The sequence below is a fragment of the Streptomyces sp. NPDC028419 genome (genome assembly GCF_055565515.1).
Genome location: NZ_JBVHUE010000009.1, coordinates 147,933 through 173,844, shown reverse-complemented (window position 1 = coordinate 173,844; position 25,912 = coordinate 147,933). Strand labels below are relative to the sequence as shown.

24 protein-coding genes and 1 riboswitch are annotated in these 25,912 nt (G+C 71.5%); of the genes, 16 read left to right on the top strand and 8 right to left on the bottom strand.

The window, feature by feature from the left end:
• Positions 1-6 precede the first annotated feature (6 nt).
• From ACZ4UB_RS13580 to gcvT, 6 genes are all read right to left on the bottom strand, one after another.
• Positions 7-318 (bottom strand): hypothetical protein, encoded by a 312-nt coding sequence (locus ACZ4UB_RS13580; protein ID WP_468070253.1) that lies wholly within the window; start codon positions 316-318, stop codon positions 7-9.
• Between the two features lie 249 nt (positions 319-567).
• On the bottom strand, positions 568-1,950 hold the full coding sequence (locus tag ACZ4UB_RS13575) for an L-serine ammonia-lyase (RefSeq protein ID WP_354379987.1): 1,383 nt from the start codon (positions 1,948-1,950) through the stop codon (positions 568-570).
• A 161-nt stretch (positions 1,951-2,111) separates the two neighbouring features.
• Positions 2,112-3,764, bottom strand: a complete 1,653-nt coding sequence (locus ACZ4UB_RS13570) for an APC family permease (protein ID WP_468070252.1) — start codon at positions 3,762-3,764, stop codon at positions 2,112-2,114.
• A 176-nt stretch (positions 3,765-3,940) separates the two neighbouring features.
• Complete coding sequence (gene glyA, locus ACZ4UB_RS13565) at positions 3,941-5,197, bottom strand: serine hydroxymethyltransferase (protein ID WP_354379989.1); 1,257 nt, start codon at positions 5,195-5,197, stop codon at positions 3,941-3,943.
• 14 nt (positions 5,198-5,211) lie between these two features.
• Positions 5,212-5,595, bottom strand: coding sequence for a glycine cleavage system protein GcvH (gcvH, locus tag ACZ4UB_RS13560; RefSeq protein ID WP_468070251.1), 384 nt, complete (start codon positions 5,593-5,595; stop codon positions 5,212-5,214).
• An 82-nt stretch (positions 5,596-5,677) separates the two neighbouring features.
• Positions 5,678-6,793: a glycine cleavage system aminomethyltransferase GcvT gene (gene gcvT, locus ACZ4UB_RS13555; RefSeq protein ID WP_354379991.1), complete on the bottom strand. Its 1,116-nt coding sequence runs from the start codon at positions 6,791-6,793 to the stop codon at positions 5,678-5,680.
• Positions 6,794-6,982: 189 nt separating this feature from the next.
• A riboswitch (glycine riboswitch) is annotated at positions 6,983-7,083 on the bottom strand.
• 285 nt (positions 7,084-7,368) lie between these two features.
• Here gcvT and ACZ4UB_RS13550 point away from each other — a divergent pair.
• The 11 genes from ACZ4UB_RS13550 (at position 7,369) to ACZ4UB_RS13500 (ending at position 19,862) form a co-directional block, all read left to right on the top strand.
• Positions 7,369-8,031 carry an AAA family ATPase gene (locus ACZ4UB_RS13550; RefSeq protein WP_468070302.1) on the top strand — a complete coding sequence of 221 codons (663 nt, stop codon included), beginning with the start codon at positions 7,369-7,371 and terminating at the stop codon, positions 8,029-8,031.
• Between the two features lie 90 nt (positions 8,032-8,121).
• A complete protein-coding gene (locus ACZ4UB_RS13545) occupies positions 8,122-8,856 on the top strand; it encodes an enhanced serine sensitivity protein SseB (RefSeq protein ID WP_468070250.1) in 735 nt (244 codons plus the stop codon).
• Between the two features lie 83 nt (positions 8,857-8,939).
• Positions 8,940-9,680 (top strand): enhanced serine sensitivity protein SseB C-terminal domain-containing protein, encoded by a 741-nt coding sequence (locus tag ACZ4UB_RS13540; RefSeq protein ID WP_354379993.1) that lies wholly within the window; start codon positions 8,940-8,942, stop codon positions 9,678-9,680.
• A gap of 575 nt (positions 9,681-10,255) precedes the next feature.
• Positions 10,256-11,248, top strand: a complete 993-nt coding sequence (locus ACZ4UB_RS13535; RefSeq protein WP_468070249.1) for an ABC transporter permease — start codon at positions 10,256-10,258, stop codon at positions 11,246-11,248.
• A 24-nt stretch (positions 11,249-11,272) separates the two neighbouring features.
• Complete coding sequence (locus ACZ4UB_RS13530; RefSeq protein ID WP_468070248.1) at positions 11,273-13,066, top strand: ABC transporter substrate-binding protein; 1,794 nt, start codon at positions 11,273-11,275, stop codon at positions 13,064-13,066.
• A 117-nt stretch (positions 13,067-13,183) separates the two neighbouring features.
• Entirely contained in the window at positions 13,184-14,185 is a 1,002-nt protein-coding gene (locus ACZ4UB_RS13525) for an ABC transporter permease (RefSeq protein WP_354380114.1), read from the top strand.
• Positions 14,182-15,276, top strand: coding sequence for an ABC transporter ATP-binding protein (locus ACZ4UB_RS13520; protein ID WP_468070247.1), 1,095 nt, complete (start codon positions 14,182-14,184; stop codon positions 15,274-15,276). Before ACZ4UB_RS13525 ends, ACZ4UB_RS13520 begins: the two co-directional genes overlap by 4 nt.
• Positions 15,273-16,361 (top strand): ABC transporter ATP-binding protein, encoded by a 1,089-nt coding sequence (locus ACZ4UB_RS13515; RefSeq protein WP_468070246.1) that lies wholly within the window; start codon positions 15,273-15,275, stop codon positions 16,359-16,361. The genes ACZ4UB_RS13520 and ACZ4UB_RS13515 overlap by 4 nt, the downstream gene beginning before the upstream one ends.
• 163 nt (positions 16,362-16,524) lie before the next feature.
• Complete coding sequence (locus tag ACZ4UB_RS13510) at positions 16,525-17,181, top strand: trimeric intracellular cation channel family protein (RefSeq protein WP_354379996.1); 657 nt, start codon at positions 16,525-16,527, stop codon at positions 17,179-17,181.
• Between the two features lie 44 nt (positions 17,182-17,225).
• The gene (locus ACZ4UB_RS13505) at positions 17,226-18,098 is read left to right on the top strand and encodes a thioesterase family protein (protein ID WP_468070245.1); all 873 of its coding nucleotides are present in this window, start codon (positions 17,226-17,228) and stop codon (positions 18,096-18,098) included.
• A gap of 600 nt (positions 18,099-18,698) precedes the next feature.
• Entirely contained in the window at positions 18,699-19,862 is a 1,164-nt protein-coding gene (locus ACZ4UB_RS13500; RefSeq protein WP_468070244.1) for a cysteine desulfurase family protein, read from the top strand.
• A gap of 10 nt (positions 19,863-19,872) precedes the next feature.
• Here ACZ4UB_RS13500 and ACZ4UB_RS13495 read toward each other — a convergent pair whose 3' ends face one another.
• Entirely contained in the window at positions 19,873-20,499 is a 627-nt protein-coding gene (locus tag ACZ4UB_RS13495) for an N-acetylmuramoyl-L-alanine amidase (RefSeq protein ID WP_354379999.1), read from the bottom strand.
• A 68-nt stretch (positions 20,500-20,567) separates the two neighbouring features.
• Between ACZ4UB_RS13495 and mnmA the strand changes: the two genes are divergently transcribed.
• Positions 20,568-21,701, top strand: coding sequence for a tRNA 2-thiouridine(34) synthase MnmA (mnmA, locus tag ACZ4UB_RS13490; protein WP_468070243.1), 1,134 nt, complete (start codon positions 20,568-20,570; stop codon positions 21,699-21,701).
• Here the strand turns inward: mnmA and ACZ4UB_RS13485 are convergent.
• A complete protein-coding gene (locus tag ACZ4UB_RS13485) occupies positions 21,698-22,636 on the bottom strand; it encodes an NADP-dependent oxidoreductase (RefSeq protein ID WP_468070242.1) in 939 nt (312 codons plus the stop codon). The two genes, mnmA and ACZ4UB_RS13485, sit on opposite strands and share 4 nt — an antisense overlap.
• 134 nt (positions 22,637-22,770) lie before the next feature.
• Between ACZ4UB_RS13485 and ACZ4UB_RS13480 the strand changes: the two genes are divergently transcribed.
• From ACZ4UB_RS13480 to ACZ4UB_RS13465, 4 genes are all read left to right on the top strand, one after another.
• Positions 22,771-23,739, top strand: coding sequence for a GlxA family transcriptional regulator (locus tag ACZ4UB_RS13480; RefSeq protein ID WP_468070241.1), 969 nt, complete (start codon positions 22,771-22,773; stop codon positions 23,737-23,739).
• Between the two features lie 92 nt (positions 23,740-23,831).
• Positions 23,832-24,176 carry a DUF1330 domain-containing protein gene (locus ACZ4UB_RS13475; protein ID WP_385779563.1) on the top strand — a complete coding sequence of 115 codons (345 nt, stop codon included), beginning with the start codon at positions 23,832-23,834 and terminating at the stop codon, positions 24,174-24,176.
• A 53-nt stretch (positions 24,177-24,229) separates the two neighbouring features.
• The gene (locus ACZ4UB_RS13470) at positions 24,230-24,919 is read left to right on the top strand and encodes an SDR family oxidoreductase (protein WP_468070240.1); all 690 of its coding nucleotides are present in this window, start codon (positions 24,230-24,232) and stop codon (positions 24,917-24,919) included.
• The gene (locus tag ACZ4UB_RS13465; protein ID WP_468070239.1) at positions 24,916-25,908 is read left to right on the top strand and encodes a methionine synthase; all 993 of its coding nucleotides are present in this window, start codon (positions 24,916-24,918) and stop codon (positions 25,906-25,908) included. Before ACZ4UB_RS13470 ends, ACZ4UB_RS13465 begins: the two co-directional genes overlap by 4 nt.
• Positions 25,909-25,912 lie beyond the last annotated feature (4 nt).

Below are 25,912 nucleotides of genomic sequence, written 5' to 3'. Positions count from 1 at the left end.
TGCGCGTTACGGGACCGGGTTGAAGACCACGGACTCGTGCGTGTTGGACTGCCCGATGGCGGTGAAGCCGGAACCGTTCGACTGGGCCGTGTTGTTCTGGTTCGACGCGCCGGAACCGGTGGCGACCTGCTGCGCGGTGGAGGAGTTGCCGAGGTTGGCGCCGCCCACCCCGCTGCCGAGGATGCTGGCGACGGCCGCGTTCGACGCGTTGGCCGCGCCGGCTCCGTTGTCGGCCTGCGCCACGCCCGTGCACAGGGCGGCGGCGAGGGGGAGCGCTGCGAGCGCCGCCATCACGCGGATGGTGCGGATGCTTGCCATGATCGAGTCCTCCAGTGAGCAAAAGCGTGGGAAGTCCACGACGGTTGGCCGACCGCCGGGTCCTGCGTGCGACGTCGCGGGCCCCACTTTTGCGTACCGGATCATGAAGAAACCAGCCCAGACGCGGTGGTTCCCCCTCAAGCATGATCAATCCATTTCAAACAAATGTTTCCCGCCATTTCATGCGGTCTGGATTGTCTGGAAGGGGTGCGTCCGGGCTGGTCGGTGCCGTCCGGGATCAGCTCCCGGTCAGCACTCGATGACGTTGACCGCGAGCCCGCCGCGGGCCGTCTCCTTGTACTTGACCTTCATGTCGGCGCCGGTCTCCTTCATGGTCTTGATGACCTTGTCGAGGGAGACCTTGTGGCTGCCGTCGCCGCGCATCGCCATCTTCGCCGCGGTGACGGCCTTGACGGCCGCCATGCCGTTGCGCTCGATGCACGGGATCTGCACCAGACCGCCGACCGGGTCACAGGTCAGGCCCAGGTTGTGCTCCATGCCGATCTCGGCCGCGTTCTCCACCTGCTCCGGGGTGCCGCCCAGCACCTCGGCGAGGGCGCCCGCCGCCATCGAGCAGGCCGAGCCGACCTCGCCCTGGCAGCCGACCTCGGCGCCGGAGATCGAGGCGTTCTCCTTGAACAGCATGCCGATGGCGCCCGCCGAGAGGAGGAAGCGGACCACGCCGTCCTCGTCGGCGCCGGGCACGAAGTTCATGTAGTAGTGCAGGACCGCCGGGATGATGCCCGCCGCGCCGTTGGTGGGGGCGGTGACGACCCGGCCGCCGGCCGCGTTCTCCTCGTTGACGGCCATCGCGTACAGCGTCGCCCACTCCATGGCGTGCGCCTGCGGGTCGCCCTCGGCGCGCAGCTGGCGGGCGGTGCCCGCGGCGCGGCGCTTGACCCGCAGACCGCCCGGCAGGATGCCTTCGCGGGACATGCCGCGCGCGACGCAGGCCTGCATGACGCGCCAGATCTCCAGGAGGCCCTCGCGGATCTCCTCCTCCGTGCGCCAGGCCTTCTCGTTCTCCAGCATCATCGAGGAGATCGACAGGCCGCTCTCGTTCGCGAGCCGCAGCATCTCGTCACCGGAGCGGAAGGGGTACTTCAGCACCGTGTCGTCGAGCTTGATCCGGTCCTCGCCGACCGCGTCCTCGTCCACGACGAAGCCGCCGCCGACCGAGTAGTAGGTCTTCTCCAGCAGCGGGTTGCCCGTCTCGTCGTAGGCGAAGAGGGTCATGCCGTTCGCGTGGTACGGCAGCGACCGGCGGCGGTGCAGGATCAGCTGGTTCGGCTCGTCGAAGTCGATCTCGTGGCCATCGCCTATCTCCGCGCCCAGCAGGCGCAGCCGACCGCTCTGGCGGATCCGCTCGACCTCGGCGTCGGCGGTCTCCACGTTCACGGAGCGCGGGGAGTGGCCCTCCAGGCCCAGCAGGACGGCCTTGGGGGTGCCGTGGCCGTGCCCGGTGGCGCCGAGCGAGCCGAAGAGCTCGGCCCGTACGGAGGCGGTCTGGGCGAGGACACCGTCCTTCTTCAGCCGGTTCACGAACATGCGCGCGGCGCGCATCGGACCGACGGTGTGCGAGCTGGACGGACCGATGCCGATCGAGAACAGATCGAAAACGGAGATGGCCACGTTGGCGGACTCCCGGTTCATCCCCGTGGTGTCGGGGAACGGACCGTCCAGCTGCCTTCCAAACGGTATTGACGGCGGCCGACGGTTGAGCGGACTTTGCGGATTTTGGGCAAAGTGCGCCTGTGGGGCGCCCTTGCCCTGCTAAAGCAGCGTACGTCAGTTCATGCGGGGGTCAGCTCCCGCTGCGGGACATTGCCCGACGTGATCTCGGTCGCGGCGTCCAGCACCGGGTCCGGGCCCGGGAGACCGTCCCGGTGGGCCTTGATGCCGGCCCGCACGGCCCAGTAGTAGACGGCGAGGGCCATGCCCGCGACCAGGGTGATGTCCAGGCCGTCCGGGATCCGGCCGGTGCCGCCGAAGTCGCCGCTGCCCAGGTAGGACAGCAGGGACAGGCAGCCCAGGAAGACGACGATCCACCAGGCCGGGGCGAACTGCCTGACCAGGTCCTTCTCGCCCTTGCGGGCCAGCACGACCGCCGCGATCGGGGCCGCGACCAGGGTCAGCGCGGTCACGATCCCGGTGTTCGGCCACTTCGACCAGTACAGCGCGCAGGCCGCGAAGACGAAGGTCAGCGGGCAGAGCACGGCCGCCAGGGGCAGCCGGAAGGGCCGCTTGAGGCCGGGCTTGGTGACCCGGAAGACGCCGACCGCGATGGGGCCGATCAGGTAGGAGATGACCATGGCGGCCGAGATGATCGGGGCCAGGGTCTTCCAGCTGTGGCCGACGGTGACCAGCAGCAGGACGGAGAAGCCGAGGTTCAGCCACATCGCGGGCCGGGCGGTGCCGTAGACGGGGTGGGTCTCCTTGAGCTTCTTGGGGAAGAAGCCGGTCTCGGAGAGGTTCTGCACCATGTACGCGGCCGAGGCCACGTTCGCGATGTTCGAGCCGGCGGGCGAGATGAAGGCGCCGAACTGGAGCATCACCACGACCCAGTGGATCATCAACAGCTTGGCGAGTTCGGCGAAGGGGGAGTTGAAGTTCACTCCGGCCCAGCCGCCGGCCTGCGCGAGGTGCTCGGGTGGTACGGCGCCCAGGAAGGCGGCCTGAAGGGCCAGGTAGATGACCAGGCCCAGCGAGAGCGCGCCGACGAGGGCGATCGGGATGGCGCGGCCGGGGTTCTTGGCGGCCCCGCCGAGGTTGACCACGGCCTGGAAGCCGTTGAAGGCGAAGACCACGCCGGAGGTGGTGACGGCCGTCAGGACGGCGGACCAGCCGTTCGGCGCGAAGCCGCCGTGCGCGGTGAAGTTCTCGGTGTGGAAGCCGGAGGCGACCAGCGCGATCACGGCGAGCACCGGGATGGCGAACTTGACCAGGGTCAGCCCCGCGTTGATCCGGGCCAGCAGCTGGACCGACCAGTAGCAGGACAGCCACAGCAGCACGGTCAGCCCCAGGGCGACCAGCATGCCGAAGGTGGTCAGCTGGTGGGACCCGGCGTCGACCAGCTCCTTGGCCCAGCCGAAGCTCCAGGAGGACATGTACTGGGTCGCGGCGATCGACTCGATCGGGATGAGCGAGGCGACCGCGATCCAGACCGCCCAGCCGGTGATGAAGCCCAGCACCGGACCGTGCGAGAGGTGGCCGTAGCGGGCCATGCCGCCCGGGATCGGATAGGCGGCGCCCACCTCGGCGTAGGACATGGCGATCATGCCGATGAAGACGGCGCCGATCACCCAGGCGACGAGCGCCGCCGGGCCCGCGACCTGGGCCGCCGTGCCCGCTCCGAAGAGCCAGCCGGAGCCGAAGATCGAGCCTATGCCGATCATGATCAGCGCGAAGAGACTGAGTCCCTTCCTGTTCGCTGCGCTCATGTCCATGAGAGGGGGTGTCCGTCCTGACGGGGGATGCCTGGCTGGCTGCTGCCACGCCTTTACAGGAAGCCTATTTGCCGCAATTTGGCTATTTCATAGGCACAAAGGCATGCCCGTCTGGGACCTTGGTCGTCAAAGAGGGCCCGGGCCTGTGGAAAACAGGGCCGGGCCCTCCGGGCGCGCTAGAGCGACGGGTACAGCGGGAACTTCGCGGCGAGCGCGGAGACGCGCGCCTTGAGGTCCTCGGCGTCGAACTCGGGCTTCAGTGCGGCGGCGATGATCTCGGCCACCTCGGTGAAGTCCTCGGCGCCGAAGCCGCGGGTGGCCAGGGCCGGGGTGCCGATCCGCAGGCCCGAGGTCACCATCGGCGGCCGCGGGTCGTTCGGGACGGCGTTCCGGTTGACCGTGATGCCGATCTCGTGGAGCCGGTCCTCGGCCTGCTGGCCGTCCAGCTCGGAGTCGCGCAGGTCGACCAGGACCAGGTGGACGTCCGTACCGCCGGAGAGGACGGAGACGCCGACCTTGGTGACGTCGTCCCGCACCAGGCGCTCGGCGATGATCTTCGCGCCCTCCAGGGTGCGCTCCTGGCGCTCCTTGAACTCGGGCGAGGCGGCGACCTTGAAGGAGACCGCCTTGGCCGCGATCACGTGCTCCAGCGGGCCGCCCTGCTGACCCGGGAAGACCGCGGAGTTGATCTTCTTGGCCAGCTCCTGCGTGGACAGGATCACGCCACCGCGCGGACCGCCGAGGGTCTTGTGCGTGGTGGTGGTGACGACGTGGGCGTGCGGCACCGGGTTGGGGTGCAGGCCCGCGGCGACCAGACCGGCGAAGTGCGCCATGTCGACCATCAGGTACGCGCCGACCTCGTCCGCGATGCGGCGGAAGGCGGCGAAGTCCAGCTGGCGCGGGTAGGCGGACCAGCCCGCGACGATCATCTGCGGCTTGGACTCCTTGGCGAGGCGCTCGACCTCGGCCATGTCCACCCGGCCGGTCTCGTCGACGTGGTACGGGACCACGTTGTAGAGCTTGCCGGAGAAGTTGATCTTCATGCCGTGGGTCAGGTGACCGCCGTGGGCCAGGTTCAGGCCCATGATCGTGTCGCCCGGCTTCAGCAGCGCGAACATCGCGGCCGCGTTCGCCTGCGCACCCGAGTGCGGCTGCACGTTCGCGGCCTCGGCGCCGAAGAGCGCCTTGATGCGGTCGATCGCGATCTGCTCGACCACGTCGACGTGCTCGCAGCCGCCGTAGTAACGGCGACCGGGGTAGCCCTCGGCGTACTTGTTGGTCAGGACCGAGCCCTGGGCCTCCATGACGGCGACCGGAGCGAAGTTCTCCGACGCGATCATTTCCAGGGTGGACTGCTGGCGCACGAGTTCGGCGTCGACGGCGGCGGCGACGTCCGGGTCGAGCTCGTGCAGAGGGGTGTTGAGAACAGACATCAGGATCCCCTGGGTCAGTTGTCGGAGTGGGTGAGCTCGGCGTACTGCTCCGCGCTGAGCAGGTCGTCCGGCTCGCCCGTGAGGCGCACCTTGAACAGCCAGCCACCCTCGAAGGGAGCGGTGTTGACGAGCGCCGGGTCGTCCACGACTTCCTGGTTCGCGTCGACGACCTCGCCCGAGACCGGGGAGTACAGGTCGCTGACCGACTTGGTCGACTCCAGCTCGCCGCAGGTCTCGCCCGCGGTCACGATGTCGCCCACGGCGGGCAGCTGTGCGTAGACGACGTCACCGAGCGCGTTGGCCGCGAACTCCGTGATGCCGACCGTCGCGACGCCGTCCACGGCGTCCGACAGCCACTCGTGCTCCTTGCTGTAACGCAGCTGCTGGGGGTTGCTCATGACCTGATTCTCCTGGATGCGGGGGAGTGCTGATGGACAGGGGTCTGACGAGGTGAAGCGGGCTTCCCGATGGGGGGAAGCGTCACTTCTGACGCTTGTAGAACGGCAGGGCGACGACCTCGTACGGCTCATGCGTACCGCGAATGTCCACGCCGACGCCGGAGGTGCCCGGTGCGGCGTGCGCCGCGTCGACGTACGCCATCGCGATCGGCTTGCCCAGCGTCGGGGACGGGGCGCCCGAGGTGACCTCGCCGATGACCTGGCCGTCGGCCACGACGGGGAAGCCGGCGCGCGGGACGCGGCGGCCCTCGGCGATCAGGCCGACGAGCTTGCGCGGGGCCGCGGAGGCGGCGCGCTCGGCGGCGGCCTCCAGGGCGGCGCGGCCGACGAAGTCGCCCTCCTTCTCGAACTTCACGACCCGGCCCAGACCCGCGTCGAAGGGGGTCAGCGCGGTCGTCAGCTCGTGCCCGTACAGCGGCATGCCCGCCTCCAGGCGCAGCGTGTCGCGGCAGGACAGGCCGCAGGGGATCAGGCCGACGCCCTCGCCCGCCTTGGTCAGCGCCTGCCACAGCTCCACGGCGTGCTCGGGGGCGACGAACAGCTCGAAGCCGTCCTCGCCGGTGTAGCCGGTGCGCGCGATCAGCGCGGGCACCCCGGCGACCGTGCCGGGCAGACCGGCGTAGTACTTCAGCCCGTCGAGGTCGGCGTCGGTGAGCGACTTCAGGATGTCGGGGGACTCCGGCCCCTGGACCGCGAGCAGGGCGTACGCGTCGCGGTCGTCGCGGACCTCGGCGTCGAAGCCGGCGGCGCGCTCGGTGATCGCGTCCAGGACGACCTGCGCGTTGGAGGCGTTGGCGACGACCATGAACTCCGTCTCGCCGAGGCGGTAGACGATCAGGTCGTCGAGGATGCCGCCGTCCTCGCGACAGATGTGCGTGTAGCGGGCGCGGCCGACGCCGACGGTGGAGATGTTGCCGACCAGGGCGAAGTCGAGGACCTTGACGGCCTCGGGGCCGGTCAGGGTGATCTCGCCCATGTGGGACAGGTCGAAGAGACCGGCCCGGGTGCGCACGGCGTTGTGCTCGTCGCGCTCGCTGCCGTAGCGCAGCGGCATGTCCCAGCCCGCGAAGTCGGTCATCGTCGCACCGAGGGAACGGTGCAGCGCGTCAAGGGCGGTCAGGCGGGGGGCAGTGCTCATGGGTGTGGCTCCCAGGTCCCGGGGCATCGACAGGGCATCGACATGACATGACGAGGATGATCCTCCCCATCTGTCATCGGAACCTGAGAGGTTCGCCGAGAGTTCCTCGATTGGCACCGAGTTCCTCGACTTGCACCTTGGGTGGAGCGCACCGGCCGGAAGGCGGTACGGCTCGCTTTTCAGATCTGCCTCATCCACGCGGTACGGGGCCTGAGAGATTCAAGGGAGGGTCTTGCTCCTTCGGCGCCCGGGGTGCGGAGCAACTCCCGGGACTCTCCCGCGCGGATTCAAGCGGCCTTTATGCAGTTGGGTCCAGATGGCGCACATCATTGCACGGCCCGGCCACGAATGGGCGTGCGGGCCCCCGGAAGGGGCCGCCGCCCGCCCCGGGTCCGACGAACCGACCGGAACCATGTCCGCCGCATTACCGTCTCTTTACACTCAGGGGGCAAGGGTCCTGGTGACCCGATCCGGGGGAGGCGATCACTGTGCGCAGATTCGGCGCGACGGCGGGGACGACGGCAGGAGCGGCGGCCGGGACGGTGGCGGGAGCGGGTGCGCCGGTGGGTGCGCCGGTGGGCGCCGTACCGGTCCAGCCGGGGCGCCGGCCACGCGGCGCGGCCGCCGCCGCAGCGGGCCCCGCGGCCGCCGTGCGGGACCTGCGCGGCCGGGGGAGCGCGAGCCGCGGCCCGGCCCGCCTCGGCTTCGCCGAAGGAGACATCGTCGTCGTGTCCGGCCTGCCCGGCGGCGGCAAGAGCACCCTCATCAAGCGGGCCGTCGCGGGCGGCGGGATCGACTCCCAGGACGCCCGCGAGCGCTGGGAGCACCGGATGCCCCGGGCCCTGCCGTACGCCGCCTACCGCCCGCTGGTGCGCGCCGCGCACTACTGGGGGCTGTGGCGGGTGCTGCGCTCGGGGGACTCCGCCGTCGTCCACGACTGCGGCACGCAGACCTGGGTACGGGCGCTGCTGGCCGGGGCCGCCCGCCGGCGCGGCCGGGCGCTGCACCTGGTGCTGCTCGACGCCACCGCCGAGGAGGCGCTGGCCGGGCAGGCGGCCCGGGGGCGCGGGGTGTCGGCCTACGCCTTCGCCCGGCACCGCGGCGCGGTCACCCGGCTGCTGCGCGAGGCCGAGGCGGGCCGGCTGCCGGCGGGCTGCGCCTCCGCCGTCCTGCTCGACCGGGCGGCGGCGGCCCGGGTGACCCGGATCGGCTTCGGTCCCGGGCCCGGGACGCATTAGCCTCACCGGTGACAGGGCCCACGGGCCGCCGGTCCGCGGACCGGCGCCGCGGCGGCCTTCGCGACCGTACGCACACGGGGAGACACGGGCATGCAGGGCAGTGGCTGGCCGGCCAACGAACTCGAAGCGGTCCTGGGCACGGCGATGGGGGACCCGCAGGCCGGACCGCGGATCCTGGAGACGCTGGCCCGCAGCCACGTCTGGGTACCGCTGCCCGCCGGCGGCGGCCCCGACGCGGGGAGCCTGACCCTGGCGACCATGGACATCGGCGGCGAGGCCTACGCGCCCGTCTACAGCTCCGAGGCGCAGTTCCTGGCCTGTGTGGGCACGGGCATGGACTTCGCCGTCGCGCCCGCCGTCGAGTTCGCCCGCGGCCTGCCCCCGCAGCTCGGCATCGCGGTGAACCCGGAGGGCGCCGTCGGCGTCCCGCTGCCGCCGCCCGCCGTGGCGCTGCTCTGCCGGGCCGGCCGCAGCGAGCTCGACGGCATGGCCACCGGCGGCCGGGTCCGGCTGTACGAGCCGGACTGGCAGGAGGACCCCGTGGACTTCCTGGCCGCCGCCGCCGAGGAGTTCCGGGCCAGCGGGGTGGTCGCCGCCGCCCACCGCTGCCTGGCCAGCGTCGAGGGCGCGGCCCCGCAGCTGTACGTCGGTGTCCGCCTGCTGGGATGGGAGCCGGAGCACCGCAACGCCCCGATGGACGCCCTGGGGCGGGCCCTGGGACGGGTCCAGCCGCCCTGGCCGGTGCAGTTGATCCTGCTCGACGCGGTCGAGGACCCGGTGGCCGATTGGATCCGTGAGCGCGTGCGCCCGTTCTACCTGCCGTAGTCGCGCTTAAGCTGTTCGCATTGCCCGGCCACGCGTGGCCCGGGGGTACGCGTGGACGACGGGCGGACGAAGAGGGGTACCGGGTGAGTGCGTCAGGCACGGCCGCGGCCGGGCAGGTCGAGCACATGCTGCGCCAGGTGACACCCGGGCGCTACGACAGCTACGAGCAGCTGCTCCACGGGCTGGCCGAGGGTCGGCTGTGGATGTTGCTGTGGCAGGGGCAGTCCGGCTCGCCGGACGCCCAGTACGGGGGCATGGAGGTGGAGGGGCTCGGGTACGCGCCCTGCGTGACCTCCCCGCAGGAGCTGGCCGCCAGCGGCTGGAACCGCGGCTACGAGGTGGTGACCGGGCGCGACGTGGCCCGCGCCCTCTACCCGGACCGCTGGGGTCTGTGGCTCAATCCGCACGCCCAGGGCGGCGGCCTCGGCATTCCCTGGGCCGACCTGCGCCGGATCGCCACGGGCCTGGACCGGATGCCCGCCGGGCCGCTGCGGCTGTCCGAGCCCTCGATCGAGCTCCCGCAGTTCTACGGGCTGCTCACCCAGCACGCCCACCGCACGCCCGCCGTGCGCTCGTTGCGGCGCGCCTGGGTCCAGCCGGTGCTCGGCTCGCCCTACCTCGCCGTGGGCCTCGACCTCTACGACGCCTCCGTGCCCGCGCTGGAGTCGGTGCGCGAGATGATGCGCCAGTCCGTGGGGGCCGTGCCCGAGGGCGTGCCGGTGTGCACGGTCGCGCTCGCGGACGAGCACGATCCCGTCGCGATGTGGCTGCGCGCCCAGGCGCGGCCGTTCTACGACCGCGAGGGTCAGGCGCCGGCGTACTGACCACCTGCTGAGACCGCCGTATCAGGCCGCACGGAACCACTTCCGTGCGGCCTTTGCGTTGTCCGGATTTGCCCCGTCGCCCGTGTCCAAATAGCACACGAGAAGCGAGAGTTGGCCCGGATGTCCGATTCCGTACCGAACGGACGGTCTTGCTCCGCTGAGGGGCCAGCGAAGTCCGGATAGCGGGTCACGGCTCCGCACATCACGGTTGCGCATCCATTCATCTGCGGGTCTGGCGGGTGATCGAGGGCCCCATGAAGACTCCCCACCCAAGAGCCGATCAGTCCTGCTGTTACCCGGCTCGGCATCTGCATTTCACTCTGCACTTCACCTTGCACTTCCAGCGGTTCCTGCACCTCACGCACCACGCAGCACGCCCCACCGAAGACAACGCACTGAAGCAAACGCAGTCCCCGTAGTACGCGCAGTCCCCGCAGTTCCGTGCACTCCCGTGTGCCGTACGGCCACACCCGGGCGCACCGTCCCACGCACTCCGAGCGCCACTCCGCACCAACGCCGCCACAGCGGCGGGCATGGGCCGACCCACCCGTCGGCCGAGAGGGGTCCCCACCACGATGACGGCACCACTGCATGACACGAGCGCGGAAACGCCCGCTCTCGTGTCCGTAGCCGACGTCCCAGCCAAGGCCATCGAAGGCCGCTCACCCGGCCGCATCGCCTGGATGCGGCTCAAGCGCGACAAGGTCGCGCTCACGGGCGGAATCGTTGTGCTCCTCCTGATCCTGGTGGCGGTGTTCGCGCCGCAGATCGTGAGCCTGCTGGGCCACCCGCCCAACGAGTTCCACGAGGACCTGATCGACCCGAACCTGGGCACACCGATCGGCTCCTACGGCGGAATGAGTTCCGACTTCCTGCTCGGCGTCGAACCCACCAACGGTCGCGACGTGTTCAGCCGGATCGTCTACGGCGCCCGCATCTCCCTGACCGTCGCCTTCCTGGCCGCCATCGTCTCCGTGGTCATCGGCAGCCTGCTGGGCACGCTGGCGGGCTTCCTCGGTGGCTGGGTCGACGGAGTCATCAGCCGCGTCATGGACCTGCTGCTGGCCTTCCCGCAGCTGCTGTTCACCATCGCCCTGGTATCCGTGGTCCCCAACTCCCTCTGGGGGTTCGAGGGTTCGGGCGTCAGGATGGGCGTCCTGGTCCTGGTGATCGGCTTCTTCGGCTGGCCGTACATCGGCCGGATCGTGCGCGGCCAGACGATCTCGCTGCGCGAGCGCGAGTACGTGGAGGCCGCCCGCAGCCTCGGCGCGGGCCGGGCGTACATCCTGTTCAAGGAGCTGCTGCCGAACCTGGTCGCGCCGATCCTCGTCTACTCGACGCTGATCATCCCGACCAACATCCTGACGGAAGCGGCCCTGAGCTTCCTCGGCGCGGGCGTCAAACCGCCCACCGCGTCCTGGGGAAAGATGCTCTCCGACGCCGTCCCCATCTACCAGTTCGACCCCATGTACATGGTGGTCCCCGGTGTGACGATCTTCATCACCGTCCTGGCGTTCAACCTCTTCGGGGACGGTCTGCGCGACGCGCTCGACCCCAAGGGCAACTGATCCGAGTCCTCGACTCATCCACTCATGTCATCCACTCATGGAGGTTGGACAAACGTGATCCGCAGAAAGCAGGCAATCGCGATCACCGCCGTGGTCGCAGCCCTGTCGCTGACCGCCGCGTGCGGTGGCAAGGGCGATGACGGCGCGAAGGACGGCAAGGCCTCCACCGGAGCAGCCTTCGACGCCGCGACCAAGGGCGTCGTCAACGCGTCCGACAAGAAGGGCGGCGAGCTCAAGCTCTGGTCGCCCCAGGACGTCGACTACCTCGACCCGGCGCGCGCCTACTACGGCTTCGTCTGGAACATCCAGCGCCTGTACATCCGCCAGCTGCTGGCCTACGACAGCAAGCCGGGCAAGGACGGCACCAAGCTGGTCCCGGACCTCGCCGAGGCCCTGCCGGTGCTCAGCAACGACGGCAAGACCTACACGCTGAAGCTCAAGGACGGCGTGAAGTTCGAGGACGGCACGCCGATCACCTCGAAGGACATCAAGTACGGCGTCGAGCGCGTCTTCGCGCAGGACGTCCTCTCCGGTGGTCCGACGTACCTGATCGACCAGCTGGACCAGGGCCAGAAGTACCCCGGCCCGTACAAGGACACCGACCCGAACAAGATGGGTCTCAAGTCCGTCCAGACGCCGGACGACAAGACGATCGTCTTCAACCTGGCGAGCGCCAACTCGGACTTCAGCTACCTGCTGGCCATGCCGTCCTCCTCGCCGGTCCCGGTCGCCAAGGACGAGGGCGCCAAGTACACCAACAAGCCCGTCTCCACGGGCCCGTACAAGGTCGAGTCCTTCACCGCGGGCAAGGGCGCCACCTTCGTCCGCAACGAGAACTGGGACCCGAAGACCGACACGGTCCGCAAGGCGCTGCCGGACAAGGTCTCCTTCACGGTCACCACCAACCCGGACGACATGGACCAGCGTCTGCTCAGCGGCGACATCGACCTCGCCGTCGACGGCACCGGCGTCCAGCAGGCCGCGAAGAACAAGATCCTGCAGACCCCGGACCTGAAGAAGAACGCGGACAACCCCTTCACGGGCTACATCCGCTACATGGCCTTCCCGCAGACGGTCGCGCCGTTCGACAACATCGAGTGCCGCAAGGCCGTCATCTACGCGGCCGACCCGAAGTCGCTGCAGACCGCCCGCGGCGGCCCGACCAGCGGTGACCTCGGCGCGAACATGCTGCCGCCCGGCATCCCCGGCTCCGACAAGTCCTACGACCCGTGGGGCCTGACCGCCGGCGCGCCGCAGGTCGACAAGGCCAAGGCCGCGCTCGCCGCTTGTGGCCTGCCCAACGGCTTCAAGACCACCATCGCGGTGCGCAACAACCGCGCCCCCGAGGTCAAGACCGCCGAGTCGCTCCAGGCCGCGCTCAAGGCCGTCAACATCGAAGCCTCGATCGACCAGTACGACGGCAAGCTCTCCTCCTCCACGATCGGTTCGCCCGAGAACGTGAAGAAGAAGAACTACGGCATCATCGTCATGGGCTGGGGTGCCGACTTCAACAGCGGCGCCGGCTTCCTGCAGCCGCTGGTGGACGGCTCGTTCATCCTGCCGAACGGCAACAACAACTACACGATGCTGAACGACCCCGAGGTCAACGGGCTGTTCAAGAAGGCCGCCTCCGCCGCCACGCCGGAAGAGGCCGCGCCCTTCTACACCGACATCAACAAGAAGGTCATGGAGAAGGCGCTCTACCTTCCCATCAACTTCGACAAGGCCCTCGTCTACCACAACCCGCGGCTGACGAACGTCTACTTCAACGACTCCATGGGCCGCATCGACCTCGCCACCCTCGGCGTCGTCAAGTAACAGTCGGCACGTGCCTTCACCGCACATGCGCTAGTCCGAAGGGCAGGTGAAGGCCGTTAGGCGGTGGCTGCCGTCCCCACGAGGGGCGGCGGCCACCCGCCGGAGCGGCCGACTGCAGTGCTCGTCTACCTCATCAGGCGGCTGTTCAATGTCGTCGCCACTCTGCTGGTGGTCTCCGTGGTCACCTTTGGCATCTTCTTCGCGGTGCCGAAGATCACCGGGTCCGACCCGGCGCTCATGTACGCCGGCCGCGAGACCAACGAAACCGCCTTGGCGGGCATCCGCGTGAAGATGGGCTTCGACAAGCCCATTTCCGAGCAGTACTTGCTCTTCCTCAAGGGAGTCGTGGCCGGTCGCGACTACGACTCCGGCGTCGAGCAGACGCACTGCCCCGCCCCCTGCTTCGGCTACTCCTTCAAGAGCGAGGCCCCCGTCTGGGAGCTGATGACCAGCCGCATGCCGGTCACCCTCTCGCTCGCCTCGGGAGCCGCCGTCATCTGGGTGCTCGCGGGCGTGGCCACCGGCGTCATCTCGGCGCTCAAACGCCGAACGGCCATCGACCGAACGGTCATGGTCGGTGCGCTCGCCGGCGTCTCGCTCCCCATCTTCTTCACCGGCATGGTCGCCCCGGCCGTCCTCGTCTACGGCCTCGGCTGGCTGGACGTCTCCAACTACCGCCCCATCACCGAGGATCCGGCGGCCTGGCTCAACAGCATGATCCTGCCCTGGATCACCCTGGCCTTCCTCTTCGCCGCCACCTACGCCCGCATCACCCGCGCCACGATGCTGGAGGTGATGGGCGAGGACTACATCCGTACCGCCCGGGCCAAGGGCCTCACCGAGCGCGTGGTCATCCGCAAGCACGCCCTGCGCTCCACGCTCACCCCGATCGTCACGATGTTCGGCCTCGACCTCGGCGGACTCCTCGGTGGCGCGGTACTGACCGAGACGACCTTCAACTTCCAGGGTCTGGGAACGGCGGCCGTCGCCGCCATCGGCCAGGGCGACCTCCCCGTGATCATGGGGATCACCCTGCTCGCCGCGCTCTTCGTGGTGATGGCCAACCTGATCGTGGACATGCTGTACGCCGTCATCGACCCGCGCGTGAGGCTGACGTGACCGAGACCCCTTCGACCCCTTCCCTCGTGCCCGAGCAGGCGGGTCCCTCGGATCCCGCCCGTGCCTTCCTCTCGGTGCGCGACCTCAAGGTCCACTTCCCGACCGACGACGGCCTGGTCAAGTCCGTCGACGGACTCTCCTTCGATCTGGAGCGCGGCAAGACGCTCGGCATCGTCGGCGAGTCCGGCTCGGGCAAGTCGGTGACCTCGCTGGCCATCATGGGCCTGCACCGCACCGGCAACGCCCGCAGCCGCCCGCACATCTCCGGCGAGGTGCTGCTGGACGGCGAGGACCTGGTCCGCGCGGACGCCGACGACGTGCGCAAGCTCCGCGGGCAGAAGATGGCGATGGTCTTCCAGGACCCGCTGTCCGCGATGCACCCGTACTACTCGGTCGGCAAGCAGATCATCGAGGCCTACCGGACCCACCAGAACGTCGACAAGAAGGCGGCCCGCACGCGGGCCATCGAGATGCTCGACCGGGTCGGGATCCCCGAGCCGCACCAGCGGGTGGACTCCTACCCGCACGAGTTCTCCGGCGGCATGCGCCAGCGCGCGATGATCGCGATGGCCCTGGTCAACAACCCCGAACTGCTCATCGCGGACGAGCCGACGACCGCCCTCGACGTCACCGTCCAGGCGCAGATCCTCGACCTGATCCGCGACCTGCAGAAGGAGTTCGGCTCGGCCGTCATCATGATCACGCACGACCTGGGCGTGGTCGCCGAGATGGCCGACGAGATCCTCGTGATGTACGGCGGCCGCTGCGTCGAGCGCGGCAGCGCGGAGCAGGTCTTCTACGAGCCCCGGCACCCGTACACCTGGGGCCTGCTCGGCTCCATGCCGCGCATCGACCGCGACCAGACCGAGCGGCTGATCCCGGTCAAGGGCTCGCCGCCCAGCCTGATCAACATCCCGAGCGGCTGCGCCTTCCACCCGCGCTGCCCGTTCGCCGACGTGCCCAAGGGCGGCGTCACCCGCACCCAGCGGCCCGAGCTGGCCCTGACCAGTGCCGGACACTGGTCCGCCTGCCACATGTCGCAGGAGGACCGGACCCGGATCTGGACCGAAGAGATTGCGCCGAAGCTGTGACCGATACGACGGACGTGAAGAAGACGGCGGAGCAGGCGGCGGACCGGACCGCCGACGGCGCCGGCACCGCCGAGGAGCCCCTGCTCAAGGTCACCGGCCTCGTCAAGCACTTCCCCATCCACAAGGGGCTGCTGCGCCGCCAGGCCGGGGCCGTGAAGGCCGTCGACGGCATCGACTTCGACGTCCGCCGCGGTGAGACCCTCGGCATCGTCGGCGAGTCCGGCTGCGGCAAGTCGACCATGGGCCGACTGATCACCCGGCTGCTCGAACCGACCGGTGGCACGGTGGAGTTCGAGGGCAAGGACATCACCCACCTCGGCGTGGGGGCGATGCGGCCGCTGCGCCGTGACGTCCAGATGATCTTCCAGGACCCGTACGGCTCGCTGAACCCGCGCCACACGGTCGGCACCATCGTCGGCGCCCCCTTCAAGCTCCAGGGCGTGCATCCCGAGGGCGGACTCAAGGCGGAGGTCCAGCGGCTGCTGTCGCTGGTGGGCCTGAACCCCGAGCACTACAACCGCTACCCGCACGAGTTCTCCGGCGGCCAGCGCCAGCGCATCGGCATCGCGCGGGCCCTGGCGCTGAAGCCGAAGCTCGTCGTCGCGGACGAGCCGGTGTCGGCGCTGGACGTCTCGATCCAGGCCCAGGTGGTGAACCTGCTGGACGACCTCCAGGAGGAGCTGGGCCTCACCTACGTGATCATCGCCCACGACCTGTCGGTCATCCGGCACGTCTCGGACCGGATCGCGGTGATGTACCTCGGCAAGATCGTCGAGTTGACGGACCGGGACTCCCTGTACGCGAGCCCCATGCACCCGTACACCAAGGCGCTCCTGTCGGCCGTGCCCGTCCCCGACCCGCGCCGCCGGGGCGTCAAGAGCGGGCGCATCCTGCTCAAGGGCGACGTCCCCTCGCCGATCTCCCCGCCGAGCGGCTGCCGCTTCCACACGCGGTGCTGGAAGGCGACCGAGATCTGCGGCAAGCAGGAACCGCCGCTGGTGGCCCTGAAGCCGGGCCACGAGGTGGCCTGCCACCACCCGGAGAACGCGGACACCCCGGCGACGGCCGAGGCTTCCGCCGTATAGCCCGGAGCGCGCCCGGGCGCCGGCGAGCCTCGCCGGCCCCCGGGCGCGCGTTCGTATTTCAGCCTCTCCGGCGTTTGAGGAGCGGGGTCCGGGGCGGAGCCCCGACAGTGACCCGCACCCACGATGGCGCGGCCCGCCGCCAGGCGCCCGGCACAATGACCCGGTGCCCCACGATCTCTTCCCGCCCGGCGTCCAGCATGCCCTGGACCTCGCGGGCATCTTCGTCTTCGCCACCGCGGGCGCGCTGCTCGCGGTCCGCAAGAACTTCGACGTCTTCGGCATCGCCGTCCTCGCGCTCGTCACCGCCCTCGGCGGCGGACTCCTGCGCGACCTGGTCATCGGCGCCGTCCCCCCGGCCGCCTTCGGCGAGCTGAGCTTCTTCGTCACCCCGCTGGTCGCCGCGGCCCTGGTGTTCTTCCTGCACCCCGAGGTGCAGCGGATCAACCGCGCCATCAACGTCTTCGACGCGGCGGGCCTCGGCCTGTTCTGCGTGACGGGCACGACCAAGGCCTACGAGTACGGCCTCGGCCTGACCGCTTCGGCCGCCCTCGGCCTGGCCACGGCGGTCGGCGGGGGCGTCCTGCGCGACGTACTCGTCAACGAGGTGCCCTCGCTGCTGCGCGACCGCGAGATGTACGCCGTGCCCGCGATCATCGGGGCCGCGATGGTGGCCGTCTTCATCTCCCTCGGCATGCTCAACGCCGTGACCAGTGGCATCGCGATCGTGACCACCTTCGTGCTGCGGCTGCTGGCGATGCGCTACCACTGGCGGGCGCCGCTGGCCTGGAACCGTCGCTCGTCGGTCCCGGAGGAGCCGTAAAAGAAAAGCTACCGCTTAGTAGGGGTCGGGGTTACCCTCGTTCCATGTCTCAAGCAGCAGCGGCAGCAGCGGCGTCGGCCGCCATCGGCGACAGCGAATTCGACCGCGACACCGCCGTCATCGAGCGCGCGGACGAGCCCGGTGTGTACGACGCCGAACTCTCCGGTGGATGGACGATCATCACCGCCGTCAACGGCGGGTACCTGCTCGCCCTGGTCGGCCGGGCCCTGTCGGCGGCCCTGCCGCACCCGGACCCCTTCACGGTGTCCGCCCACTACCTGACCTCGTCGGTTCCCGGCCCCGCCGTGATCCGCACCCAGGTGGTCCGGGCGGGGCGCGCGCTGTCCACGGGCCAGGCCTCGCTGTTCCAGTACGACGAGAACGGCGTCGAGGTCGAGCGCATCCGCGTCCTCGCGTCCTACGGCGACCTCGCCGCGCTGCCCGAGGACGTCCGTACGACGGCCACGCCGCCGGTGATGCCGGCCTACGCCGACTGCCTGGGCGCCGAGGCGGGCCCGGCCCCGATCCCCGGCAGCTCGGCCATCGTCGACCGCCTCCGGTTGCGGCTGGATCCGGCCACCGCGGGCTGGGCGGTGGGCGCGCCGTCCGGCAAGGGCGAGATGCGGGCCTGGTTCGAACTGGCCGACGGCCGGGACGCCGACCCGCTGTCCCTCCTCCTCGTCGTGGACGCGCTCCCGCCGACCTCCTTCGACCTCGGCCTCATCGGCTGGACCCCGACCCTGGAACTCACCACCCACGTCCGTCGCCGGCCCGCGCCGGGCCCGCTGCGGGTCTCGATCACGACGCGCAACCTCGCCGGCGGCATGCTGGAGGAGGACGCGGAGGTATGGGACTCCACGAACCACCTGGTGGCCCAATCCCGCCAACTGGCCCGAGCCCCCCGCCCCACCCCCTAACCCGTTCCAGCCCGTCGGGGGGGGGGGGCGCCCCCCCCCCCCCCCCCCCCCCCTGGCGGACCCCCCCCCCCCCCCCCCCCCCGCCCCCCACCCCCCCCCCCCCCCCCCCCCCCCCCCCCCCCCCCTGGGGGCCCCCCCCCCCCCCGCTCCAGCCCGTCCGGCGTTCGAGGACCCGCCTCTCCTCTTACGCCGGGCCCCGCGCTGCCGACGCCGGACCCGTTCCAGCCCGTCCGGCGTTTGAGGACCCGCCGGAGGCCCAGCCGACGGGCACCCGCGCACCACCCCGGGACCCCACCGACCGGCCCGGTCCTCCGGCGCCGGGCCCCGCGCTGCCGACGCTGGACCTTTTCAGCCCGTCCGGCGTTTGAGGACCCGCCGGAGGCCCAGCCGACCGGCACCCGCGCACCACCCCGGGACCCCACCGACCGGCCCGGTCCTCCGGCGCCGGGCCCCGGCCGGTGGGCCCCGCCCTTTTCAGCCCGTCCGGCGTTTGAGGACCCGCCCCACACCCCCCGTCCGGCCAGGACCACGGCCCGCCCCCGTCCGCCGGCTGGATGCCCGTTCCGGCCCCGCCCCGGGGACTCGTAGAATCGGGGAATCATGGCCTACCTCGACCACGCCGCCACCACGCCGATGCTGCCGGAGGCCGCCACGGCGATGACCGCGCAGTTCGCCGCGACGGGCAACGCATCCTCCCTGCACGCCGCCGGCCGCCGGGCCCGCCGTACCGTCGAGGAGGCCCGCGAAGCCTTCGCCGAGGCACTCGGCGCGCGCCCGAGCGAGGTGGTCTTCACCGCTGGCGGCACCGAGGCCGACAACCTCGCCGTCAAGGGCCTGTACTGGGCCCGCCGCGACGCCGACCCGGCCCGGACCCGGATCCTCGCCAGCCCCGTGGAGCACCACGCCGTCCTCGACGCCGTGCACTGGCTCGGCGAGCACGAGGGCGCCCGCGTCGAGTACCTCCCGGTCGACGGCCACGGCCGCGTCCACCCCGAGGCCTTCCGCGAGGCCATCGCCCGCAACCCGGACGACATCGCCCTCGCCACCGTCATGTGGGCCAACAACGAGATCGGCACCGTCATGCCGATCCACGAACTCGCCCGCACCGCCCGCGAGTTCGGCGTCCCGCTGCACTCCGACGCCGTCCAGGCCATCGGCCAGCTCGACGTCGGCTTCGCCGACAGCGGTCTCGCCGCCATGGCGGTGAGCGGCCACAAGATCGGCGGCCCCTACGGCATCGGCGCACTGCTCCTCGGCCGCGACCAGAGCCCCGTCCCCGTCCTGCACGGCGGCGGCCAGGAGCGCCACGTCCGCTCCGGGACCCTCGACGTGCCCGCCATCGCCGCCTTCGCCGTGGCCGCCGTACTGGCCACCGAACGCCGCGAGACCTTCGCCCGCGAGGTCGGCGCCCTGCGCGACGAACTGATCGCGGCCGTCCGCGCCGCCGTGCCGGACGCCATCCTCGGCGGCGACCCGGACGACCGCCTCCCCGCCAACGCCCACTTCAGCTTCCCCGGATGCGAGGGCGATTCCCTGCTGCTCCTCCTGGACGCCCAGGGCATCGAGTGCTCCACCGGCTCCGCCTGCACCGCGGGCGTCGCCCAGCCGAGCCACGTGCTGCTGGCCACCGGCACGGACCCCGACCTGGCCCGCGGCACCCTGCGCTTCTCCCTCGGGCACACCTCCACCAAGGAGGACGTCGCCGCCGTGGCCGCCGCCATCGGCCCGGCGGTGGAGCGCGCCCGCACCGCCGGCCTCAGTTGAGCCGGACCGCTCAGCGCAGCAGCTCGCCGACCAGGCGCAGGTAGCGGTCCCAGTCCCAGTACGGCCCGGGGTCCGTGTGGTCGGCGCCGGGCACCTCGGAGTGCCCGAGCAGGTGCTTGCGGTCGGCGGGTATCCCGTACCGGCGGCAGATGTCGGCGGCCAGCCGCGCGGAGGCGGCGTACATCGCGTCCGTGAAGTCCCGCGGGCGCGTGACGAAGCCCTCGTGCTCGATGCCGATGCTGCGCTCGTTCATGGAGCGGCTGCCCGCGTGGAAGGCGACGTCGAGCTCGCGGACCATCTGCTCCACGTGCCCGTCCTGGCGGACTATGTAGTGCGCGGACGCCTTGTGCCACGGGTTCTGGAAGGCCTCCACCGACGAGGCGAAGTCTCCCTGGGTCACATGGATCACGATCCGGTCGATGCGGTAGTCGTCCGGCCGGTCGGCCAGGCGCCAGTTCGCCGGCGAGGCCGCCGACCAGCTCGCGCCCGCGTGATCCAGCGCACCCTCCTGGCGCGGCTTGCGCACCCCCGGCAGCAGCCACCAGCCCCGCGCGATGCTGTCCCGGCCCGCCACGGCACCGGCCGCGACCACCCCGAGCCCCCCGATCAAAAACGCCCGGCGCCCCCTGGAACCCATCCGAACCACCCCCCGCACCCGATAACGCGCTGTGACCCCGCGCGGTTCCCCGTACCCTGGACGGTGCTATGACTGAGAACCTGCCGAGCACCCGCCCCCTTCGCGTCCTGGCCGCCATGTCCGGTGGCGTGGACTCCGCCGTCGCCGCCGCCCGCGCGGCCGAAGCCGGGCACGAGGTGACCGGCGTCCACCTCGCGCTCTCCGCGAACCCGCAGTCCTTCCGCACCGGCGCCCGCGGCTGTTGCACGATCGAGGACTCCCGCGACGCCCGCCGCGCCGCGGACGTCATCGGCATCCCCTTCTACGTGTGGGACCTGGCCGACCGCTTCCGCGAGGACGTCGTCGAGGACTTCATCGCCGAGTACGAGGCCGGGCGCACCCCGAACCCCTGCCTGCGCTGCAACGAGAAGATCAAGTTCGCCGCGCTGCTCGACAAGGCCCTGGCCCTCGGCTTCGACGCCGTCTGCACCGGCCACTACGCCACCGTCGTGCTGAAGGAGGACGGCAGCCGCGAGCTGCACCGCGCCTCCGACATGGCCAAGGACCAGTCCTACGTCCTCGGCGTCCTGGACGAGAAGCAGCTCGCCCACGCCCTCTTCCCGCTCGGTGACACCCTCACCACCAAGGAGGAGATCCGCGCCGAGGCCGAGGCGCGCGGCCTGGCCGTCGCCAAGAAGCCCGACAGCCACGACATCTGCTTCATCGCCGACGGCGACACCCAGGGCTTCCTCGCCGGCCGTCTCGGCAAGGCCGAGGGCGACATCGTGGACGAGTCCGGCGCGAAGCTCGGCACCCACGAGGGCGCCTTCGGCTTCACCATCGGCCAGCGCAAGGGACTGCGCATCGGCCACCCGGCCGCCGACGGCAAGCCGCGCTACGTCCTCGACATCTCCCCGGTGAACAACACCGTCACCGTCGGCCCCGTCGAGGCCCTGGACGTCAGCGCCCTCACCGCGATCCGCCCGCGCTGGTGCGGCTCCACCCCGGCGGCCCCCGGAACCTACACCGCGCAGCTGCGCGCCCACGGCGGCGAGACCGAGGTCTTCGCCGAGGTGGTCGACGGCGAACTCCGCGTCTCCTTCACCGAGCCGGTCCGCGGCGTGGCCCCCGGCCAGGCCATCGTGCTCTACGACGGCACCCGCGTCGTCGGCTCCGCCACCATCGCCACCACCACGAAGGCCGCCCCGGCTGTCTCCGCCTAGGCCCTCTCGGCCGGGACCACCGTCAGGACGATCTTGCCGGTGGTCCGGCCCCGCTCGCCGAGTTCGTGGGCCTTCGCCGCCTCCGTCAGCGGGAGCACGGTGTCGATCAGGGGTCGCAGGGCGCCCTCCTCGGCCAGCGCGGCCAGGGCGAGCAGGCCCTGGCGGTCCGGCTCCACCAGGAGCACGCTCAGGTGCACCCCGGCCGCCTCCGCGTCGAAGCCCTCGGCGCCCGCGATCGTGACCAGGTGCCCGCCGGGCTTCAGCACGGCCAGGGAGCGCCGCCCGTAGTCGCCGCCGATGGTGTCGAGCACGACGTCCACGTCCCGCACCACCTCCGCGAAGTCGGCGCTGCGGTAGTCGATCAGCTCGTCGGCGCCCAGCTCGCGCAGCACGTCGTGCTTGGCCGCGCTCGCGGTGCCGATGACGTACGCGCCGCGCGCCTTGGCGATCTGGACCGCGAAGTGGCCCACCCCGCCCGCCGCGGCGTGCACCAGCACCCGCTGGCCCGGCCGGACGTCCGCGGTGTCCACCAGGGCCTGCCAGGCGGTCAGCGCGGCCAGCGGCAGCGCGGCCGCGGCCACGTGGTCGAGGGCGGCCGGCTTGAGCGCGAAGTGCCGGGCGGGCGCGGTGACGTACTCGGCGTAGGCGCCCGCCTGCTTCGGGAAGTGCGGCATGCCGAAGACCTCGTCGCCGGGCGCGAAGAGGGTGACGCCCATCCCGACGGCCTCGACGGTGCCCGAGACGTCCCAGCCGAGGATCGGGGTAGCGCCCCACTCGATGAGGGCGCCGGAGGCGCGGGTCTTCCAGTCGACCGGGTTCACCCCGGCCGCGTGGACGCGCACCAGGACCTCGGTCGGGCCCGGCTCGGGGCGGTCGATCGTGGTGTCGGTGAGGACCTCGGGTCCGCCCCACTGGCTGACGACGACGGCGCGCATGGATGTCTCCTCGATGTGCTTCGGATCTGCTTCGGATCTGCTGCCCCCCGGTCTTCCGGAAGGTGTCACCAGCTTCCGGCCCGACCGGCGCCCGTGGTGTTGGCCGTTTGGCCACCATGTGACAGGATCTGGCCATGCACCGTGTCGCCGTACTCGCCCTCGAAGGCGTCGCCCCCTTCGAGCTGGGCATGCCCTCGCGCGTCCTCGGAAACGCCCGGGACGAGGACGGACGGGTGCTGTACGAGACGGTCGTCTGCACGGCCGACGGGCGGCCGGTGACCAGCGACGCCGGCTTCACCGTGGGCGTCACGGCCGGACCCGAGGCCCTGGCGGCGGCGGACACCGTCGTCATCCCGCCCACGCACGCCATGGACGACCTGCTGGAGGGCGCGCCGCTGCCGCCCGAGCTGCTCGCCGCCCTGGCCGTCATCCGGCCCGGCACCCGGCTGGTGTCGATCTGTACCGGCTCGCACGTCCTGGCCGCCGCCGGCCTGCTCGACGGGCGACCCGCGACCACGCACTGGGCCGACGCGGAGAAGTTCCGCCGGGCCTTCCCCCGCGTCGCGCTCGACCCGAACGTCCTCTTCGTCGACGACGGCGACGTCCTCACCTCCGCGGGCGTGGCCGCCGGCATGGACCTCTGCCTGCACCTCGTCCGCCGCGACCACGGCAGCGCCGTCGCCAACCGGGCCGCCCGCTTCTGCGTGGTCCCGCCCTGGCGGGACGGCGGCCAGGCCCAGTACATCGACCGCCCGGTGCCCGAGGCCACCGTCGCGACCACCACCGCCACCCGCGCCTGGGCCCTGGAAAGGCTCGACACCCCGCTCTCGCTCGCCGAGCTGGCCGCGCACGCCCGGATGAGCCTGCGCACCTTCACCCGGCGCTTCCGCGACGAGGTCGGGGTCACCCCCGTGCAATGGCTGACCGCCCAACGCCTGGAGCTGGCGCGCCAGTTGCTGGAGTCCAGCGACCTCCCGGTGGACCTGGTGGCCCACCGCGCCGGCTTCGGTTCGGCCAACTCCCTGCGCCAGCACATGCGGACCGCGCTCGGGGTGTCACCGATCGCCTACCGGCGCACCTTCCGCCCCTCGTCGGCGGCATGACCCGCGGGGTAATCGACGGGGGCCGCCCACCGGGGCAGGATCGGACCAACAGCCGGTCCCGCCGAGGGATCCGCCCGGAGGAAGAGGCCGCCGTGACCGCCTACGCCATCGCCCACATACGCCCCGACACGATGAACGACGACGTCCTGCGCTACATCGAGGAGATCCAGGCCACCATGGACCCCTTCGGGGGCGCGTTCCTCGTCCACGGCACCACCCCCGAGGTCCTGGAGGGCCCCTTCCCCGGGACCGTCGTCCTCATCTCCTTCCCGGACCTCGACCGGGCCCGCGCCTGGTACGCCTCGCCCGCCTACCAGGAGATCCTCCCGCTGCGCACCCGCCACGTCCCGGGCGAGGTCGTCCTCCTGGACGGCGTCGCCCCCGGGTACGACGCCACCAAGACCGCCGCGGCGCTGCGCGAAGCCGCCGGGCTCTGAGGGGACGGCCCGGGCGGGCCGGACGGGCCGGACGGGGTGCGAGCATGGGCGGTATGGCTACTCACCTCATCACCGGCGCCGGATCCGGCATCGGCGCAGCCGTCGCGCGCCGCCTGCACGCGCGCGGCGACGACCTCATCCTCATCGCCCGGGACGCCGCCCGCGGCAAGGAGCTGACCGCCCTCTTCCCCGGCTCCCGCGCGCTCGTCGCCGACCTCGCGGACCCCGACCGGATCTCCTGGGCCTTCTCGCACCAGCCGCTGCCCGACCGGCTGGACTCCCTGCTGCACATCGCCGGGGTCGTCGACCTCGGCCCCGTCGCCGAGCTGCGGCCCAAGACCTGGCACCAGCAGCTCAACCTCAACCTCATCGCCCCCGCCGAACTGACCCGCCTCATGCTGCCCTCGCTGCGCGCTTCCCGCGGGCAGGTCCTCTTCGTGAACTCCGGCGCCGGGCTCACCGCGCACGCCGAGTGGGGCGCGTACGCCGCCTCCAAGCACGGCCTGCGGGCGCTCGCCGACTCGCTGCGCGCCGAGGAGAAGCCGAACGGGATCCGCGTCACCTCCGTGTACCCCGGCCGCACCGCCACCCCCATGCAGGCCAAGGTCCGCTCCCAGGAGGGCGAGAGCTACGACGCGGCCGACTGGATCGACCCCGAGTCCGTCGCCACGACCCTCCTGATGGCCCTCGACCTGCCCCGCGACGCGGAGGTCAACGACCTCTCCGTGCGGCCCGGACGATGAGCGCACCCGTGACCGGCGCCACCGGAGTCGGCTCGCTGCCGGGCGGCGACGCCCGCGAGGCCGCCAAGACCGCCACCGGGTCCTTCGAGGACTTCCCGTACCTCGCCGAGCTGCCCGCCCGCGGGCCCGGCGCCGACATGATCGGCCGCTCCCTCGGGCTGCTCGTCGATATGTACGCGCACGTCGAGCCCAGCGGGTGGCGCCTGAGCGACCGGCCCGGCCGGGACACCAAGCGGGCCCGGTCCTGGCTCGGCGAGGACCTCGACGCGCTGGAGGAGTTCACCCAGGGCTACCGGGGCAGGCTCAAGGTCCAGGCGGTCGGGCCGTGGACGCTCGCCGCCGCCCTGGAACTGCACGGCGGCGAGGCCGTCCTGCGCGATCCGGGCGCCTGCCGGGACCTGGCCGGCTCGCTGGCGGAAGGGCTCCGGGAGCACCTGGCCGATGTGCGCAAGCGGATCCCCGGCGCCGAGATCGTGCTCCAGGTCGACGAGCCCTCGCTGACCGCCGTGCTGCGCGGGCAGGTCCGTACCGCCAGCGAGTACCGCACCTACCGGGCCGTCGACCGACAGGTCGTGGAGGGGGCGCTGCGGGACCTGTTCGCCGTGCACGACGGCGAGACCATCGTGCACTCCTGCGCGCCGGACGTGCCCTTCGCACTGCTGCGGCGGGCCGGGGTCACGGGCGTCTCGTTCGATTTCTCCCTGCTCACCGAGCGCGAGGACGACACCATCGGCGAGGCCGTCGAGGACGGCATGAAACTCTTCGCCGGAGTGGTGGCGAGCACCGACGGCCCGTTGTCGGACCCGGGCGGTAGCGTCATGGGTGTCAGGAAGCTTTGGCGCAGGCTGGGACTGTCCCCGGGGACCCTCGCGGAGTCCGTCGTGGTCACCCCGTCGTGCGGTCTGGCGGGCGCTTCGCCCGCATATGCCCGCGCGGCGATGGCCCACTGCGTCAAGGCGGCGAGGTCGCTCGCCGACAACCCTGAGTGACGTA

Bases quoted from the DNA above. Each gene is read 5' to 3' on its own strand.
- ACZ4UB_RS13485 (WP_468070242.1), bottom strand. From the start codon at position 22,636: ATGCGCGCCGTCGTCGTCAGCCAGTGGGGCGGACCCGAGGTCCTCACC.
- ACZ4UB_RS13480 (WP_468070241.1), top strand. From the start codon at position 22,771: ATGCACCGTGTCGCCGTACTCGCCCTCGAAGGCGTCGCCCCCTTCGAG.
- ACZ4UB_RS13580 (WP_468070253.1), bottom strand. From the start codon at position 318: ATGGCAAGCATCCGCACCATCCGCGTGATGGCGGCGCTCGCAGCGCTC.
- ACZ4UB_RS13535 (WP_468070249.1), top strand. From the start codon at position 10,256: ATGACGGCACCACTGCATGACACGAGCGCGGAAACGCCCGCTCTCGTG.
- ACZ4UB_RS13465 (WP_468070239.1), top strand. From the start codon at position 24,916: ATGAGCGCACCCGTGACCGGCGCCACCGGAGTCGGCTCGCTGCCGGGC.
- mnmA (WP_468070243.1), top strand. From the start codon at position 20,568: ATGACTGAGAACCTGCCGAGCACCCGCCCCCTTCGCGTCCTGGCCGCC.
- gcvH (WP_468070251.1), bottom strand. From the start codon at position 5,595: ATGAGCAACCCCCAGCAGCTGCGTTACAGCAAGGAGCACGAGTGGCTG.
- glyA (WP_354379989.1), bottom strand. From the start codon at position 5,197: ATGTCTGTTCTCAACACCCCTCTGCACGAGCTCGACCCGGACGTCGCC.
- ACZ4UB_RS13530 (WP_468070248.1), top strand. From the start codon at position 11,273: ATGTCATCCACTCATGGAGGTTGGACAAACGTGATCCGCAGAAAGCAG.
- gcvT (WP_354379991.1), bottom strand. From the start codon at position 6,793: ATGAGCACTGCCCCCCGCCTGACCGCCCTTGACGCGCTGCACCGTTCC.
- ACZ4UB_RS13505 (WP_468070245.1), top strand. From the start codon at position 17,226: ATGTCTCAAGCAGCAGCGGCAGCAGCGGCGTCGGCCGCCATCGGCGAC.
- ACZ4UB_RS13500 (WP_468070244.1), top strand. From the start codon at position 18,699: ATGGCCTACCTCGACCACGCCGCCACCACGCCGATGCTGCCGGAGGCC.
- ACZ4UB_RS13545 (WP_468070250.1), top strand. From the start codon at position 8,122: ATGCAGGGCAGTGGCTGGCCGGCCAACGAACTCGAAGCGGTCCTGGGC.
- ACZ4UB_RS13470 (WP_468070240.1), top strand. From the start codon at position 24,230: ATGGCTACTCACCTCATCACCGGCGCCGGATCCGGCATCGGCGCAGCC.
- ACZ4UB_RS13570 (WP_468070252.1), bottom strand. From the start codon at position 3,764: ATGGACATGAGCGCAGCGAACAGGAAGGGACTCAGTCTCTTCGCGCTG.
- ACZ4UB_RS13495 (WP_354379999.1), bottom strand. From the start codon at position 20,499: ATGGGTTCCAGGGGGCGCCGGGCGTTTTTGATCGGGGGGCTCGGGGTG.